This window comes from Sphingomonas ginsengisoli An et al. 2013, from assembly GCF_009363895.1.
Classification (GTDB): domain Bacteria; phylum Pseudomonadota; class Alphaproteobacteria; order Sphingomonadales; family Sphingomonadaceae; genus Sphingomicrobium; species Sphingomicrobium ginsengisoli.
This window is the reverse complement of the sequence record NZ_CP045434.1, coordinates 2558832-2574249: the sequence shown is the minus strand read 5'-3', so window position 1 is coordinate 2574249 and position 15418 is coordinate 2558832. Positions and strand designations below refer to the sequence as shown.

The 15418-nt window shown below is 66.7% G+C and carries 16 protein-coding genes; 12 read left to right on the top strand and 4 right to left on the bottom strand.

Annotated elements, in window-relative coordinates:
• Nucleotides 1-88 precede the first annotated feature (88 nt).
• Nucleotides 89-283: a hypothetical protein gene (locus GCU42_RS12575; RefSeq protein ID WP_114229100.1), complete on the top strand. Its 195-nt coding sequence runs from the start codon at nt 89-91 to the stop codon at nt 281-283.
• A gap of 54 nt (nt 284-337) precedes the next feature.
• Nucleotides 338-2071: a PHA/PHB synthase family protein gene (locus GCU42_RS12570; protein ID WP_114229101.1), complete on the top strand. Its 1734-nt coding sequence runs from the start codon at nt 338-340 to the stop codon at nt 2069-2071.
• Nucleotides 2072-2081: 10 nt separating this feature from the next.
• Here GCU42_RS12570 and mce read toward each other — a convergent pair whose 3' ends face one another.
• Nucleotides 2082-2501, bottom strand: coding sequence for a methylmalonyl-CoA epimerase (mce, locus tag GCU42_RS12565; RefSeq protein WP_114229102.1), 420 nt, complete (start codon nt 2499-2501; stop codon nt 2082-2084).
• A gap of 57 nt (nt 2502-2558) precedes the next feature.
• Between mce and GCU42_RS12560 the strand changes: the two genes are divergently transcribed.
• Entirely contained in the window at nt 2559-2867 is a 309-nt protein-coding gene (locus GCU42_RS12560; RefSeq protein WP_114229103.1) for a GIY-YIG nuclease family protein, read from the top strand.
• A gap of 89 nt (nt 2868-2956) precedes the next feature.
• Here GCU42_RS12560 and GCU42_RS12555 read toward each other — a convergent pair whose 3' ends face one another.
• On the bottom strand, nt 2957-4489 hold the full coding sequence (locus GCU42_RS12555; RefSeq protein WP_152569580.1) for an acyl-CoA carboxylase subunit beta: 1533 nt from the start codon (nt 4487-4489) through the stop codon (nt 2957-2959).
• 147 nt (nt 4490-4636) lie between these two features.
• Between GCU42_RS12555 and GCU42_RS12550 the strand changes: the two genes are divergently transcribed.
• The 4 genes from GCU42_RS12550 to GCU42_RS12535 all read left to right on the top strand — a co-directional run bounded on the left by GCU42_RS12550 (nt 4637) and on the right by GCU42_RS12535 (nt 10474).
• Nucleotides 4637-4819 (top strand): con-10 family general stress protein, encoded by a 183-nt coding sequence (locus tag GCU42_RS12550; RefSeq protein WP_114229105.1) that lies wholly within the window; start codon nt 4637-4639, stop codon nt 4817-4819.
• A gap of 194 nt (nt 4820-5013) precedes the next feature.
• Nucleotides 5014-7392 (top strand): UDP-galactopyranose mutase, encoded by a 2379-nt coding sequence (gene glf, locus GCU42_RS12545; RefSeq protein WP_240309582.1) that lies wholly within the window; start codon nt 5014-5016, stop codon nt 7390-7392.
• A gap of 35 nt (nt 7393-7427) precedes the next feature.
• Nucleotides 7428-9563: a family 1 glycosylhydrolase gene (locus tag GCU42_RS12540; protein WP_240309583.1), complete on the top strand. Its 2136-nt coding sequence runs from the start codon at nt 7428-7430 to the stop codon at nt 9561-9563.
• Between the two features lie 146 nt (nt 9564-9709).
• Nucleotides 9710-10474 carry a histidine phosphatase family protein gene (locus GCU42_RS12535; RefSeq protein ID WP_114229107.1) on the top strand — a complete coding sequence of 255 codons (765 nt, stop codon included), beginning with the start codon at nt 9710-9712 and terminating at the stop codon, nt 10472-10474.
• Between the two features lie 6 nt (nt 10475-10480).
• Here GCU42_RS12535 and pyk read toward each other — a convergent pair whose 3' ends face one another.
• Nucleotides 10481-11941, bottom strand: coding sequence for a pyruvate kinase (gene pyk / locus GCU42_RS12530; RefSeq protein WP_114229108.1), 1461 nt, complete (start codon nt 11939-11941; stop codon nt 10481-10483).
• 124 nt (nt 11942-12065) lie between these two features.
• On the opposite strand from pyk, the gene GCU42_RS12525 reads away from it, so the two are divergent.
• Nucleotides 12066-12308: a DUF2312 domain-containing protein gene (locus GCU42_RS12525; protein WP_114229170.1), complete on the top strand. Its 243-nt coding sequence runs from the start codon at nt 12066-12068 to the stop codon at nt 12306-12308.
• Here the strand turns inward: GCU42_RS12525 and GCU42_RS12520 are convergent.
• Nucleotides 12305-13048 carry a CPBP family glutamic-type intramembrane protease gene (locus GCU42_RS12520; protein WP_114229109.1) on the bottom strand — a complete coding sequence of 248 codons (744 nt, stop codon included), beginning with the start codon at nt 13046-13048 and terminating at the stop codon, nt 12305-12307. The two genes, GCU42_RS12525 and GCU42_RS12520, sit on opposite strands and share 4 nt — an antisense overlap.
• 59 nt (nt 13049-13107) lie before the next feature.
• Between GCU42_RS12520 and GCU42_RS12515 the strand changes: the two genes are divergently transcribed.
• The 4 genes from GCU42_RS12515 (at nt 13108) to ruvA (ending at nt 15400) form a co-directional block, all read left to right on the top strand.
• Entirely contained in the window at nt 13108-13851 is a 744-nt protein-coding gene (locus tag GCU42_RS12515) for a YebC/PmpR family DNA-binding transcriptional regulator (RefSeq protein WP_114229110.1), read from the top strand.
• Nucleotides 13851-14201 carry a DUF3147 family protein gene (locus tag GCU42_RS12510; RefSeq protein WP_114229111.1) on the top strand — a complete coding sequence of 117 codons (351 nt, stop codon included), beginning with the start codon at nt 13851-13853 and terminating at the stop codon, nt 14199-14201. Before GCU42_RS12515 ends, GCU42_RS12510 begins: the two co-directional genes overlap by 1 nt.
• Nucleotides 14198-14686, top strand: coding sequence for a crossover junction endodeoxyribonuclease RuvC (ruvC, locus tag GCU42_RS12505; protein ID WP_114229112.1), 489 nt, complete (start codon nt 14198-14200; stop codon nt 14684-14686). The genes GCU42_RS12510 and ruvC overlap by 4 nt, the downstream gene beginning before the upstream one ends.
• A 120-nt stretch (nt 14687-14806) precedes the next feature.
• Nucleotides 14807-15400, top strand: a complete 594-nt coding sequence (gene ruvA / locus GCU42_RS12500; RefSeq protein WP_114229113.1) for a Holliday junction branch migration protein RuvA — start codon at nt 14807-14809, stop codon at nt 15398-15400.
• The last annotated feature ends 18 nt before the right edge of the window (nt 15401-15418 follow it).

Below are 15418 nucleotides of genomic sequence, written 5' to 3'. Positions count from 1 at the left end.
GGGGATCGATTATGTCCGCGCGACATCGGGCGGCGACTGGCCGGGCGACACGATCCATTACCGCTACGATCCGACGACCCGGCGACGGGTGGCGTTCGACATCGACCGCGCACGACTCGCGGCGGACCGCAATGCCCAGGACCTTTTGTTGAAACGACTGACCGGAAAGCTCTTCGTCCGCGACAATCTCGGCGAAACGCTGGCTGCGGCGCGGCGGATGTGCCGCGAGGTCGCGCGCGTCGCCGGACGGCCGTGTCGAGTTCCCGCCGAACCGGTCGACTGAGGTCGCGCGCGGCACGGGGTGACGGCTTCGCGGCGCGCGAGTAGAGTTGACGCCATGTCCGACACCACCGCCCCCACCCCGCCCTTCCCCACCCTCGAGGACTGGCAACACTGGACCTCGGTGATGGGGCGGGCGCAGCAGATGCTGATGGAGAGCTGGGCCGAGAGCCTCAAGTCGGGCCAGCCGCTGCCCGGGCTCGCCGCCCCGGCCGCGCCGGCCGATCCGATGGCGCTGTTCACGGCGGGCGCCGACGCGTGGAGCAAGGGGCTCCAGGCGTGGGGCCAGATGCTCGGCCAGGCGCAGGCCGCGGCGACACAGAAGGACAAGCGCTTCGCCGCTCCCGAGTGGCGCGACAACCCGTTATTCGACACCATCCGCCAGAGCTACCTCGCCATCTCCGACCAACTCCTGTCAGGCGTCGACAAAGTCGAGGGCGTCGACGAGGCGACCCGCCAAAAGCTCAAATTCACCACCAAGAGCTTCGTCGACGCGATGAGCCCGTCGAACTTCGCGCTGACCAATCCGCTCGTGCTCAAAAAGACGATGGAGACGCGCGGCGAGAATCTGCTGACCGGGCTGCGCCACATGCTCGACGACATCCGCTCAGGACAGTTGACCCAGACCCGCAAGGGTGCGTTCGAGGTCGGGCGCAATCTCGCGACCACGCCGGGCAAGGTGATCAAGGAGACGCCGCTCTACCAGCTGATCCAGTACACCCCGGTCACCGACAAGGTGCTGGGGACGCCGCTGGTGATCTTCCCGCCGTGGATCAACCGCTATTATATCCTCGACCTGACGCCCGAGAAGAGCTTCGTCCGCTGGTGTGTCGAGCAGGGCATCTCGCTATTCATGGTCAGCTGGAAGTCGGCCGACGAGAGCCTCAAGGACACGACGCTCGACGACTATGTGCTGCGCGGGCAGATCGACGCGGTCGACACCATCCGCGACCTGCTCGGCGTCGAGAGTGTCCACGTGATCGGCTATTGCGTGGCGGGAACGACGCTGGCGGCGACGCTCGCCTACCTTGCCGCCAAGGGTGAGGCGGCCAAGGTCAAGAGCGCGACTTTCTTCACCGCGCAGGTCGACTTCGAGAGCGCGGGCGATTTGAAGCTGTTCCTCGGCGACGAGACGATGGGGCTATTGGATCAGCTCACCGCCGAGAATGGCGTGCTCGACGGGCGCTACATGGCGGCGACATTCAACCTGCTGCGCGGGCGCGACCTCATCTGGAATTACGTGGTCGGCAATTACCTGCTCGGCGAGGAGCCGGCGCCGTTCGACCTGCTCCACTGGAACAGCGACGTCACCAATCTGCCGGCCGGCTGGCACCGCGACTATCTGGAGACGCTCTACCAGGGCAACCGGATGGTGACGGGCGGAGTGTCGGTCGCCGGCACGCCGATCGAGCTGGGGAAGGTCGAGACGCCCTGCTACATCCAGGCCGGACGCGAGGACCATATCGCCCCGCCCGAGAGCGTGTGGAAGATCATGGACCATTTCCGCGGGGCCAAACGGTTCGTGCTGGCGGGCTCGGGCCATATCGCCGGGGTGGTCAACCCGCCGGCCGCGGGCAAATACCAATATTGGGTCAACGACGACGATGCGGCGAGCCTCGACGCGTTCATCGCCGGGGCGACCGAGCATAAGGGGAGCTGGTGGCCCGATTGGCTCGAGTGGCTAAAGGCGCAGGACCCGAGCGAGGTCCCCGCCAAGGGCGCGCGGGTCCCGGGCAAGGGTAAGCTCAAGGCGATCGAGGACGCGCCGGGGCGCTATGTGAAGACGCGCTGAGGCGTGCTTTTCAGTGCGCCTGCTTGGGCGATTCCATGAACTCGGTCAGCACGCCGCCCATGTCCTTGGGGTGGACGAAGAAGATCGGCGTCCCGTGCGCGCCGATCCGGGTCGGCCCGAGGATGCGGACGCCCTGGCCTTCGAAGTGGGTGCGGGCGGCCTCGATGTCGTCGACCTCGAAGCAGACGTGGTGCTGCCCGCCTTCGGGATTCTTCTCGAGGAATTTGGCGATCGGGCTGTCGGGGCCGAGCGGCTCGATCAGTTCGACCTGGCTGTTGGGCGCATCGACGAAACAGACGCGGACACCCTGCGCAGGAAGGTCGAACGGCTCGCCGTGCGGCTCGGCGCCGAACAGGGTGCGGTAGCGCTCGACGCTGCGCTCGATCGAGGGGGTGGCGACCCCGACGTGGTTCAGGCGGCCGAGTTTCATTGTCCACCGTCATGCTGAACTTGTTTCAGCATCCATTCCTCCGCATTCACGGCGGCCGTGAAGCTGCCGTGCGTTTACATCCTTGCCAGCCAACCCCGTGGGACGCTGTACGTCGGAGTAACCTCCGATCTCGTCGCGCGCCTCTATCAGCATCGCAGTGGCGAGGTGAAGGGATTTACGACGCGCTATGGCGTGATGCTCCTGGTGAGGTTCGAGCCGTTCGAAACCATGCTCGACGCGATTGAGCGGGAGAAGCAGCTCAAGCGCTGGCATCGACAGTGGAAGATCAATCTGATTGAGAGTGAGAATCCGGACTGGCACGATCTCGCAGTGGGACTCGGTTTCGATCCTATGCCTTCACCCTGAACTTGTTTCAGGGTCCTTGTCGTCACGCACGGCGTGGCTCGACCATGGATGCTGAAACACGTTCAGCATGACGGATGGGGGAGCTCAACTCACAAAGGAATGTTGTCGTGCTTCTTCCACGGGTTTTCGAGGCTCTTGTCGCGCAGCTTGCGTAATCCCAGCGCCACCTTCCGCCGCGTATCGCGGGGTTCGATGACGTCGTCGATGAAGCCCATGCTCGCCGCGACGAAGGGGTTGGCGAAGCGTTCCTCGTACTCACGGGTGCGCTCGGCGATCGCCTCGGCGTCGCCAATGTCCTTGCGGAAGATGATCTCCACCGCGCCCTTGGCGCCCATCACCGCGATTTCGGCGGTCGGCCAGGCGTAGTTCAAATCCCCGCGCAAATGCTTGGACGCCATGACGTCATAGGCGCCGCCATAGGCCTTGCGGGTGATCACGGTGATCTTGGGAACAGTCGCCTCGGCATAGGCGAACAGCAGCTTGGCGCCGTGCTTGATGATGCCGTTATGCTCCTGGCCGACTCCGGGGAGGAAGCCGGGAACGTCGACGAAGGTCAGGATCGGGATGTCGAAGGCGTCGCAGAAGCGGACGAAGCGCGCGGCCTTCTTGGATGAATTGATGTCGAGCACGCCCGCCAGCACCATCGGCTGGTTGGCGACCACGCCGACCGTGCGGCCCTCGATCCGGCAGAAGCCGATGATGATGTTGCCGGCGTGCGCGGGCTGAAGCTCGAAGAAGTCGCCTTCGTCGGCGACCTTCCGGATGAGCTCGTGCATATCGTAGGGCTGGTTCGCGCTCGGCGGGATCAGCGTGTCGAGGCTCTCCTCGACGCGGTCCCACGGGTCCTCGGTCGGTCGCTCGGGCACGTTCACCCGGTTCGACAGCGGCAGGAAGTCGAAGAACTCGCGCGCGCCGAGCAACGCGTCGATGTCGTTCTCGAACGCCAAGTCGGCGACCGATGACTTGGTGGTGTGGGTGATCGCCCCGCCCAGTTCCTCCTGGGTGACGACCTCGTTGGTGACGGTCTTCACGACATCAGGGCCGGTGACGAACATGTAGCTCGAATCCTTCACCATGAAGATGAAGTCGGTCATCGCCGGCGAATAGACCGCGCCGCCCGCGCACGGGCCCATGATCAGGCTGAGTTGGGGCACGACCCCGCTGGCGAGCACGTTGCGCTGGAAGACCTCGGCATAGCCGGCGAGGCTGGCGACGCCTTCCTGAATGCGCGCGCCGCCCGAGTCGTTGAGGCCGATGACCGGCGCGCCGACCTTCATCGCCGCGTCCATCACCTTGCAGATCTTCTGCGCGTGGCGTTCGGACAGCGGGCCGCCGAAGACGGTGAAGTCCTGCGCGAAGAGGTAGACCAGCCGGCCGTTGATCGTGCCCGACCCGGTGACCACGCCATCGCCGGGGATCTTCTGCTCGGCCATCCCGAACTCGGTGGCGTTATGCTCGACGAAGCTGTCGAGCTCCTCAAAGCTGCCCTCGTCGAGCAGCACGGCGACGCGCTCGCGGGCGGTCAGCCGCCCCTTCGCATGCTGCGCCTCGATGCGCTTCGTGCCTCCGCCAAGCCGGGCGGCTTCGCGCCGGCGCTCCAGTTCCGCGATGGTCGTCGTCATGGCCCAGGCTCTTCGGCGGCGCGGGCGCAATCGTCAACTTTTCCGCCCACGGCCGGCCATCGTCCTAACTAAAGTTATGAACCGCAACCGCTCGCTTGCGCGATGATTGGACACCCTAAACCTTTCAAGAACAGGATTTTCTCAATCATGCCCGACCAAACCAAGACGAAGCGCGGCTTCGCGGCGATGGACCCGGCCCGCCAACGCGAGATTGCGCGAAAGGGCGGCAAGGCCTCGGGCGGCAATTTCGCCAATGATCGCGATCGCGCGGCCGCCGCGGGCCGCGTCGGCGGCAAGGTCAGCCGCACCCGCGACCCGGCGCTGGCGTGACCCGCTTGCTCGGAACCGCAGCCGTGCAGCGGACGTTCTTCAGGTCGCGCCAACACTCGTTTTGGCGCGTTGCAGCGGCCTTTTGCCGCAATGCAGCAAATTAACGCCGAATTCATCCGCCGTCGGCGGAACCCGAATCGGCGGATTGTTGTTACGTCGTAATCATTCGCCTTTTTTCAAAGGATTCCATTCGCATGTTCGAGAAAGTTGGCGTTTCCGCTTCGGGCTCTTCGGCGGTCCCTTCCCTCTCGAACGCGCGCACCACGCTGATCTGCTTTTCGCACTTGCGGTGGGAATTCGTTACCCAGCGGCCGCAGCATCTGATGATGCGGTTCGCGAAATCCCAGCCCGTGGTTTTCTGGGAAGAGCCCGTCCCCGCTGCGGCCGGTGAAGCGCCGTCGCTCGACGCGCGCCCGGCCAAGAACGCGCCCGGCGTGACCATCGTCACCCCGCGGCTGCCCGAGGGGCTCGACGGCGACAAGCAGCAAACGATCTTGAAGGGCCTGCTCGACCAATATGTCTCGACCCTGCCGGGCAAGTTCGTGCGCTGGTATTATACCCCCATGATGCTGCCCTTCTCGCGGCATCTCGAGGCGCTGGCCACCGTCTACGACTGCATGGACGAACTGTCGGCCTTCCGCTTCGCGCCGCAGGAACTGCTCAACCTCGAGACCGAGCTGCTCGAAGCCGCCGACCTGGTCTTCACCGGCGGCTATTCGCTTTATGAGGCGAAGAAGAAGCGCCACGGCAACGTCCACCCCTTCCCATCGTCGGTCGACCGCAAGCATTTCGGCGCGGCTCGCGCGGGGATCGCAGACCCGGCCGACCAGGCGGCAATCGCGCATCCACGGCTCGGCTTCTACGGGGTCATTGACGAGCGGCTCGACCTCGAGCTGCTGGCCGAGGCCGCGGACATGAAGCCCGACTGGCAGCTGGTGATGGTCGGCCCAGTGGTGAAGATCAGCGAAGACGAGCTGCCGCGCCGCGCCAACATCCACTACCTCGGCGGCAAGAGCTATGACGAGCTGCCGGCCTATCTCGGCAACTGGGACGTGGCGATGATGCCGTTCGCCATCAACGAGGCGACGCGCTTCATCTCGCCGACCAAGACCCCCGAATATCTCGCCGCGGGCAAGCCGGTGGTCTCGACCCCGATCCGCGACGTCAAGCGCCACTATGAGAAGCTGTCGGGCGTGCGCATCGCCGCTACCGCCGAGCAGTTCGTCGACGCGGCACAGCGCCTGCTCGACATGACGCAGAGCGGCAGCGACTGGCTTGGCGAAGTCGATTTGGCGCTTGCCGACATGAGCTGGGACACCACCCAGGCGCGGATGGCCGCGCTGATCGACGAAGTCACCGAGCCCGCCCGCAAGATCGAGCGCCCGGCGTTCGGCAACGCCGGCGCCTACACCCACCAGCCCAAGGCCAAGAAGTACGATTATCTGATCGTCGGCTGCGGGTTCGCCGGCTCAGTGCTGGCCGAACGGCTGGCGACCCAGCATGGCGCCCGCGTCTTGATGGTCGACAAGCGCGATCACATCGGCGGCAACGCCTACGACGAGCTCAACGAGCACGGCATCCTGTACCACAAGTACGGGCCGCACATCTTCCATGCCAACAGCGACGAGATCGTCAGCTATCTGTCGCAATTCACCCAGTGGCGGCCGTACGAGCATCGCGTGCTCGCGAGCGTCCGCGACAAGTTGGTACCGATCCCGATCAACCGCACCACGTTGAACGAGTTGTTCAACGCGGGGCTCAAGACCGACGAGGACGCCGCGGCTTTCCTCGCCGCGCGGGCCGAACCGGTCGCCGACATCCAGACCTCCGAGGACGTCGTCGTCAACGCGGTCGGTCGCGAGCTCTACGAGCTGTTCTTCCAGGGCTACACCCGCAAGCAGTGGGGCCTCGATCCGAGCGAGCTCGACAAGCTGGTGACCGCGCGGATCCCGACCCGCACCAACACCGACGATCGCTATTTCACCGACGCGCACCAGATCATGCCGCTCCGCGGCTACACCAAGATGTTCGAGAAGATGCTCGACCATCCGCTGATCGACAAACAGCTCGGCACCGACTATCGCGACATCCGCCACGAGGTCGACGCCGCGCACATCATCTACACCGGGCCGATCGACGAATATTTCGACTGGCGCTTCGGCAAGCTGCCCTATCGCTCGCTGCGCTTCGTCCACTCGACGATCGAGAAGGAGCAGTTCCAGCAGGTCGGGACGGTCAACTATCCGTCGGTCGACATCCCCTACACCCGGATCAGCGAGTATAAGCACCTGACCGGGCAGCAGCACCCGCGGACCACCATCACGCTCGAATATCCGAGCGCGGAGGGCGACCCCTATTATCCGATCCCGCGGCCCGAGAACCAGGCGCTGTTCAAGAAGTATGAGGCGCTGGCCGACTCGACCAGCGGCGTCACCTTCGTCGGCCGGCTGGCGACCTACCGCTACTACAACATGGACCAGATCGTCGGGCAGGCGCTCGCCACCTTCCGCCGGATGGACCAGCAGCGCACCGGGCTGGGCGCGTCGCGCCAGGAGCTTCGCCTGGCCATCTAGGCCAGGAGGACGCCGCCATGGAGAGCCGAGAACCTGTGACCACCCCGCTTGAATTATGGGGCGGGGTGGAGTGCACGGTCGTCCGGATCGGCGACGAATATCGTGACCAGCTGGTCGAGACCGGCCACGCCTATCGTCTGGCCGATCTCGACGAGATCGCCCGGCTCGGCATCCGCACGGTTCGCTATCCGATCGTGTGGGAGCGGGTGGTCGGCGACGACCCGCAGGCGCTCGACTTCAGCTGGCACGACGAGCGGCTGCGCCGGCTGCGCGACCTCGGCATCACGGTCATCGGCGGGCTCGTCCACCACGGGTCGGGGCCGCGGTTCACCAATCTGCTCGATCCGAAGTTCCCGCAATTACTGGCCGACTATGCCGCCAAGGTCGCCGAGCGCTATCCGTGGATCGACCACTGGACCCCGGTCAACGAGCCACTGACCACCGCGCGCTTCGCCGCGCTCTACGGCCACTGGTATCCGCACGCCCACGACTGGGGCAGCTTCATCAAGGCGCTGGTCAACGAATGCGCCGGCTCGCTGCTGGCGATGCGCGCCATCCGCGCGGTCAATCCGGGCGCGCTGCACGTCTCGACCGAGGACCTCGGCAAGACCTTCTCCACCCCCAAGCTCGCCTATCAGGCCGAACATGAGAATGAGCGGCGCTGGCTGAGCATGGACCTGCTCGCCGGCAAGGTCGGGCCCGACCACCCCTTCCGCGCGACGCTCGAGGAACATGCTGGCGCCGCGATGCTCGACCTCCTCGCCACCGGCGAGGCGACGCCCGACATCATCGGCATCAACCATTATCTGACCAGCGAGCGCTTCCTCGACAGCCGCACCGGCCGCTACCGCCATGTCGCGCCGGGCAGCAACGGCCGCGACACCTACGTCGACTTGGAAGCGGTGCGGATGCCGCAGCTGGCCGGCAAGGTCGGCCCCGCCGCCCGGCTGCGCGAGGCGTGGGCGCGCTACCGCATCCCGCTGGCGATCACCGAGGTCCACCACGGCTGCACCCGCGAGGAGCAGGTGCGCTGGCTGCACGACGTGTGGAACGCGGCCGAGGAAGTGCGCCGCGAAGGGGTCGACGTGCGCGCGGTGACCATCTGGTCGCTGTTCGGCAATGTCGACTGGCGCTCGCTGATCACCCGCCGCGAAGGCTTTTACGACGTCGGCGCCTTCGATACTCGCGGCGGTACCCCGCGCCCGACGATGGTCGCCCGCGCCGCGGCCAGCCTCGCGCAGGGCAGACCGCTCGACCACCCGGTGATCGCGGGCCAGCCCTGGTGGAAGCGCCCCGAGCGCTTCTACATCGGCGGCGAAGCGAGCAGCGAGGCGCTGTTCGGCGCGCACCCCTTGCTGATCACCGGGGCGACCGGGACGCTCGGCCAGGCGTTCGCACGCATCTGCCATCGGCGCGGGCTCAAGCACCGCCTGACCGACCGCGCCGCGCTCGACATCACCGATGCCGCCTCGATCGACCGGGCGCTCGAGGAGCTCAAGCCATGGGCGGTGATCAACACCGCCGGCTTCGTTCGCGTGCCAGAGGCCGAGCACCGGCAGGACGACTGCTTCGCGATCAACACCACCGGTCCCGAATTGCTCGCCGCCGCCTGCCACCGTCGCGGCATCCCCTTCGTCACTTTCTCGAGCGACCTGGTGTTCGACGGGCAGAAGGGCGAACCTTACCTTGAACCCGACCCGACCAGCCCGGCGACTGTCTACGGGCGCAGCAAGGCCGACGCCGAACACCGTGTGCTGGCGATCGATCCGCGCGCGCTGATCGTCCGCACCAGCGCCTTCTTCGGCCCGTGGGACCGCTACAACTTCCTCCACGACGTGCTTGGCCGCCTCCACCGCGGCGAGGAGGTCCATGCCAGCGACAATAGTGTCGTCAGCCCGACTTACGTCCCCGACCTCGTCCATGCGACGCTCGACCTGCTGCTCGATGGCGAGCAGGGCATCTGGCACCTCGCCAACGAGGGCAGCGTCAGCTGGCACGGCCTTGCCCACGACATCGCCGACCGTGCGGGCATGAGCGCGCGCAAGATTTTCGACAGCGCCGGTCCCAAGGCCGACAACACGCTCGCCACCAGCCGCGGGCAGGTGATGCGCCCGCTCGAGGAGGCGCTTGCCGACTTCATGCTCCACGCCGAGGAACTGCCGGGGCGCTGAGCCACGCCGCAAACGTCATGCTGAACTTGTTTCAGCATCCATCCTCAAACGTATGCTGAGTATTGGACTTGCTCCCGGCCACTCCCACCATGGATGCTGAAACAAGTTCAGCATGACGGGGTTGAGTGGGGATCGAAGGAGCGAGGATGCCGGTATCGCACTGGCCGGCCCGGTTGTGGCTGGTCCGCCATGGCCAGAGCCAGGGAAATGTCGCGCGCGACCATGCCGACGCGCGCGGGCTGGCCGAGATCGGGATCGACGTGCGCGACGTCGACGTGCCGCTGTCCGACCTCGGGCATGAGCAGGCGCAGGCGACCGGGCGCTGGTTTGCCGCGCTGCCCGACGACCAGCGACCCGAGGTCATCCTCTCCTCTCCCTATTTGCGCGCACGCCAGACCGCGCGCCACATCTGCGAGGCCGACGGATTGGCCGGTGGCAAATCACGCACGGTGATCGACGAGCGCCTGCGCGAGCGCGAGTTCGGAGTGTTCGACGGGCTGACTACGCTCGGCATTCGCGAGCGCTTTCCCGAGGAAGCGGCGCATCGCGCGCGGCTCGGCAAATTCTACCATCGCGCACCGGGCGGGGAGAGCTGGGCCGACGTCATCCTGCGGCTGCGCTCGGCGATGAACTCGATCAATCTCCATTATCCCGAGCGGCGGGTGCTGATCGTCTGCCACCAGGTGGTGGTGCTCTGCATGCGCTACATCCTCGAGGAGCTCGACGAAGCGACCATCCTCCAAATCGACAAGCAGTCGGAGATATTGAACTGCGGCATCTGCGCGTTCGACTTCCAGCCGGCCGAACTCGACTGCGTGCCGCGGCTGGCGCTGTGGAACCAGGCGGCGCCGCTCGAGCAGGAGCAGGCGCCGATCACCAGTGCCCCCGACAAAATGACGGGCACCCGCTAGGGCGGATCAGGCGCCCGCGTAGTCGTCCAGCTCGTCGCCGACCAATTGGGCGACGTGCATCACGTTGGTCGAGCCGGTGGTGCCGAAGGGAATGCCGGCGAGGACGACCAGTCGCTGGCCGGCGCCGGCGAGCTTGGTGCGCAGCGCCATGCGCTTGGCCTTGGCGACCATTTCCTCGAAGCTCGAAACGTCGCGGGTGTTGACCGCGTGGACGCCCCACACGAGCCCCATCCGGCGCGCGACGATCCGGCTCGCGGTCATCACCAATAGCGGCACCGGGCCGCGCTCGCGGGCGATCCGCCGCGCGGTCGAGCCCGAGCTGGTGTAGCAGACCATCGCCGCCACCGGGACGGTGCGCGCGATGTTGCTGGCCGCTTCGGAGAGCGCGTCGGCGGTGGTCGCCTCGGCCGGGGTGGCGGTGAAGTGGACCCGCGCGGCATAGCCGGCATCCGCTTCGACCGTGCGGCCGATCCGGTCCATCATCTGCACCGCTTCGCATGGGAAATCGCCCGCCGCGCTTTCGGCCGACAACATCACCGCGTCCGCCCCGTCGTAGATGGCATTGGCGACGTCGCTGACCTCGGCGCGGGTCGCCGTCGGCGAGTGGATCATGCTCTCGAGCATCTGGGTCGCGACCACCACCGGCTTGCCGAGCTCACGGCAGCGGGCGACGATTCGCTTCTGGATCGCGGGCACCGCCTCGGGCGGCAGCTCGACGCCAAGGTCACCGCGCGCGACCATCGCCGCGTCGGCGATGGCGAGGATGCTCTCGAGCCGGTCGATCGCCGAGGGCTTCTCCAGCTTGACCATCAGCGCGGCCTTGTCGCCGATCAGCGCACGCGCTTCTTCGACGTCCTCGGCTCGCTGGACGAAGCTCAATGCGATGTAGTCGGCGCCCTGCTCGAGCGCGAACTGGAGGTCGCTGCGGTCCTTTTCGGTGAGCGCGGGGATCGGCACCAGCACGTCGGGGACGTTGACGCCCTTGTTGTCGCTGATCCGGCCGCCGACCTCGACGATGGTCTCGATCCGGTCGGCGGTCATGGCGGAGACACGGAGGCGGATCTTGCCGTCGTCGATCAACAGCCGGTCGCCCTCGCCGACCGCCTCGAACAATTCGGGATGGGGCAGCTCGACCCGCTCGGCAGTGCCCGGAGCGGACGAGCGGTCGAGCACGAAGCGGCTGCCGGTCGGAATCTCGACCCCGCCGTCGGCGAAGCGGCCGACCCTGAGCTTGGGCCCCTGGAGGTCGAACAGGATGGTCGAGGGCCGCTTGGTCTGCTCCTCGAGACCGCGGATCGCCTGGACGAGCTTGACCTTGGCGGCCTGGTCGCCGTGGCTCATGTTGATGCGGAAGGCGTCGGCGCCCGCCGCCATCAGCTTGGCGATCTTCTCGCGCGTGTCGCTCGCTGGCCCCAGTGTCGCGAGAATCCGGACCTTGCGCCCGCGCGGGCCGACCGCCTGTACCAAATGCCTGCTCCTTGTTGCGCAACGGCCATAGCCGCAACGCCGCGTGGTTCAACCGCTTGAAACGGTTCGCGCGGCTGGCCTACAGCCCCGCCACAACAAGAATCCGACACTCGGGGAGGAAATCATGGCGGACGGCAACGTCTCGGCGGAACAGCTGCGGCTGTTCATCGAGCGCATCGAGCGGCTCGAGGAAGAGAAGAAGGGCATCGCGGACGACATCAAGGACGTCTACGGCGAGGCCAAGGCGACGGGCTACGACACCAAGACGATGCGGACCATCGTCCGGCTGCGCAAGATGGAGAAGAACGCCCGCGACGAGCAGGATGCGCTGCTCGAAACCTACCGCAACGCGCTCGGCCTCCACTAGGCCGGGGGCGTCTGCCCCGCCAGCATCAGCGTCAAGAACACCGCGTTGCTGCTGGCGTGGAGCAGGATGTTCGCCCACATCCCGTAGCGCACCCGGGCGAAGCCGAAGATCAGCCCGGCTAGCAATTGCGGCAGGACGAACGGCACGAGCAGCCATAAGCGGTCGAGCGGGTAGTTGCCGAAGTGCGACCCGGCGAAGGCGACCGCCTGCAGGTAGAAGATCGCCGGAAAATAGCGCGCGAACCAGCGCGGCACCGACGTCTCGGCGTGCCAGACGAGCAGCGCGCCGACCACCAGCAGCGCGGCCGCCACGCCGATCGCCAGCAGCGGCTGGGCCTGCACCCCGAATTTCCAGAAGGCGCCAAAAGTCAGCAGCACCATCAGAAAGAAGGTGATGTGCCGCCGCGTCCCGTCGAGCCACGAGCGGAACAGGATTTCTTCCAGCACCGGCGCCAGCAATGCGCCCATCAGCAGAGTGAAGACCGGCCCGTGGGTGGTGAGGTCGGAGAATTGCGGCGGCGCCAACGTCTCGCGCTTGCTCAGCCAGCTCAGTAGAGCCGCAAGCGGAACGTTGAAGGCGATGTCGAGCACCAGCAGCCAGCAGACCGCGGCGATGGCGGCGAGGCCGAAGCGCTGGCGCGGAACGGCAAGGGTAGGCTTGCGGAGGAAGGCGAACCAGTCGCGCCAGGCGACCGGACCGAAGCCGTCGGCGGGGCGCACGCTTGTCGTCGGCTCACTCATCCGTCTAAGGGTCCCGCACCGTTTTTCACTTGCACAATCAGGTCAGGAGCCCCGCCAGAATGGCCGGCCATTCCAAATTCAAGAATATCATGCATCGCAAGGGGGCGCAGGACAAGAAGCGCTCGGCGATGTTCAGCAAGCTCAGCCGCGAGATCACCGTCGCGGCCAAGTCGGGGCTGCCCGATCCGGACATGAACGCACGCCTGCGCGCCGCGGTGCTCGCCGCCAAGGCGCAGTCGATGCCCAAGGACAATATCCAGCGCTCGATCGACAAGGCGTCGAGCGCGGACGCCGAAAATTACGAGGAGATTCGCTACGAGGGCTTCGGTCCCGGCGGCGTCGCGCTGATCGTCGAGGCGCTTTCCGACAACCGCAACCGCACCGCGACCAATGTCCGCACTGCGTTCAGCAAGAACGGCGGCAACCTCGGCGCGAGCGGCTCGGTCAGCCACGGCTTCGATCGTCTCGGGCTGGTCGAATATCCGGCGAGCGCGGGCGACAATGACAAGGTGTTCGAGGCCGCGATCGAGGCTGGTGCCGACGACGTGGAGAGCGACGAGGACGGCCACCGCATCTGGACTGCGCAGGACAGCCTGCACGAGGTCGCCAAGGCGCTCGAGGGCAGCCTCGGCGAAGCGGAATCGTCCAAGCTCGCCTGGCGTCCGCAGACCCCGGTCGAGGTCGGCGAAGACGATGCCGGGCAGCTGATGAAGCTGATCGACACGCTCGAGGAGGACGACGACGTCCAGACCGTGTGGGGCAATTACGAGATCAGCGACGCGGTGGCCGAGAAGCTCGGCTGATGTGGTGGCTGGCGGTCAAGGCGCTGGTGAGCGGCGCGATCGTCGCCGCCGTGTCGGAGATCGCCAAGCGCTATCCAGGGTTCGGTGCGCTGGTCGCCTCGCTGCCGCTGGTGTCGGTGCTCGGCATGCTGTGGCTGTGGAACGACAAGCCCGACGCGGCGAACATGGCGGCGCATGCCCAGGCGACCTTCTGGTTCGTCCTGCCGAGCCTGCCGATGTTCCTGCTGATCCCGGCGCTGCTGCGTAATGGCGTCGGATTTTACCTCAGCCTGGCGCTCGGCTGCGCGCTGACGGTGCTGCTCTATCTGCTGATGGTCTGGGCCGGGCCGCGCTTCGGGCTCAAGCTGTGATCGTGCTCGGCCTCGACCCGAGCCTCAGCTGCACCGGGTGGGGCCTGATCCGGGCCGAGGGCAATCGCCTGGCCCACCTCGCTAACGGGCAGATCCGAACCAAAGCGTCGGCGCCCTTCGCCACGCGGCTGGTCGAGCTGGCCGACACGCTCGACCGGCTGATCGCTGAGCACCGTCCCGAAGCCGCGGCGGCGGAGGAAGTGTTCGTCAACCAGAACCCGGGCTCAACTCTCAAGCTGGCGCAGGCGCGCGGGGTGGCATTGCTGTGCGCCGCGCGGGGCGGGCTGGCGGTCGGCGAATATGCCCCGACCTTGGTCAAGAAAGCGGTGGTCGGGACCGGCGGCGCGTCCAAGGACCAGGTCCACGCGATGATCGCACGGCTGCTGCCGGGAGCGGTGATTGCCGGTCCGGACGCGGCCGACGCGCTGGCGGTGGCGGTGACCCATGCGCATCATCTGGCAAGTGCCGGGCGCGGGGTACGCTGATATCCTCCGTCATGCTGAACTTGTTTCAGCATCCATCTTTGCGACCGAGCCGTGGCTGACGACATGGACCCTGAAACAAGTTCAGGGTGACGGGTCGGGAAAGCGCGCTAAACAATCGCCATGATCGCGCGCCTCGCCGGAACACTGATCGAAACCTCGTCCGACACCGCCGTCGTCGACGTGGCCGGGGTCGGCTATCTCGTCCTCCTCTCGGGCAAGACGCTCTCCGCCCTCCCCGCGCCTGGCGGGGAGGTCGTGCTGCTGACCGAATTGCAGGTGCGCGAGGATAGCATGACTTTGTTCGCCTTCGGCTCGGCGGCCGAGCGCGAGGCGTTCCGCCAGCTGACCTCGGTGCAGGGGGTCGGCGGGCGACTGGCGCTGGCGATCCTGACGATCCTCTCTCCCGACGAACTGGCGCGCGCCGTGTCGGCGGGCGACAAAGCGATGATTTCGCGGGCGAGCGGGGTCGGCCCCAAGCTCGCCCAGCGGATCGCGCTCGAACTGCAGGGCAAGCTCGGGCTGGCGGTCGGCGTCGCGGGCGGCCCGGCGCCGGTCCGCGGCGGCGCGGCCAATGATGCGCTGTCGGCGCTTGCCAACCTCGGCTTCAAGCCGGCCGAGGCGAGTGCGGCGGTGGCGGCGGCGCAGGAGGAATTGGGTGCCGACGCCGGCCTCGACGCACTGGTCCGGCTGGCGCTGCGCAAGGCCGCCAAATAGCGGACATGAAAAAGGGCG

Excerpts from the sequence above, each read along its gene's own strand:
- GCU42_RS12555 (WP_152569580.1), bottom strand. The coding sequence starts at position 4,489 with ATGACGACGACCATCGCGGAACTGGAGCGCCGGCGCGAAGCCGCCCGG.
- GCU42_RS12510 (WP_114229111.1), top strand. The coding sequence starts at position 13,851 with ATGTGGTGGCTGGCGGTCAAGGCGCTGGTGAGCGGCGCGATCGTCGCC.
- GCU42_RS12515 (WP_114229110.1), top strand. The coding sequence starts at position 13,108 with ATGGCCGGCCATTCCAAATTCAAGAATATCATGCATCGCAAGGGGGCG.
- mce (WP_114229102.1), bottom strand. The coding sequence starts at position 2,501 with ATGAAACTCGGCCGCCTGAACCACGTCGGGGTCGCCACCCCCTCGATC.
- GCU42_RS12520 (WP_114229109.1), bottom strand. The coding sequence starts at position 13,048 with ATGAGTGAGCCGACGACAAGCGTGCGCCCCGCCGACGGCTTCGGTCCG.
- GCU42_RS12550 (WP_114229105.1), top strand. The coding sequence starts at position 4,637 with ATGCCCGACCAAACCAAGACGAAGCGCGGCTTCGCGGCGATGGACCCG.
- glf (WP_240309582.1), top strand. The coding sequence starts at position 5,014 with ATGTTCGAGAAAGTTGGCGTTTCCGCTTCGGGCTCTTCGGCGGTCCCT.
- GCU42_RS12535 (WP_114229107.1), top strand. The coding sequence starts at position 9,710 with ATGCCGGTATCGCACTGGCCGGCCCGGTTGTGGCTGGTCCGCCATGGC.
- GCU42_RS12525 (WP_114229170.1), top strand. The coding sequence starts at position 12,066 with ATGGCGGACGGCAACGTCTCGGCGGAACAGCTGCGGCTGTTCATCGAG.
- ruvA (WP_114229113.1), top strand. The coding sequence starts at position 14,807 with ATGATCGCGCGCCTCGCCGGAACACTGATCGAAACCTCGTCCGACACC.
- GCU42_RS12570 (WP_114229101.1), top strand. The coding sequence starts at position 338 with ATGTCCGACACCACCGCCCCCACCCCGCCCTTCCCCACCCTCGAGGAC.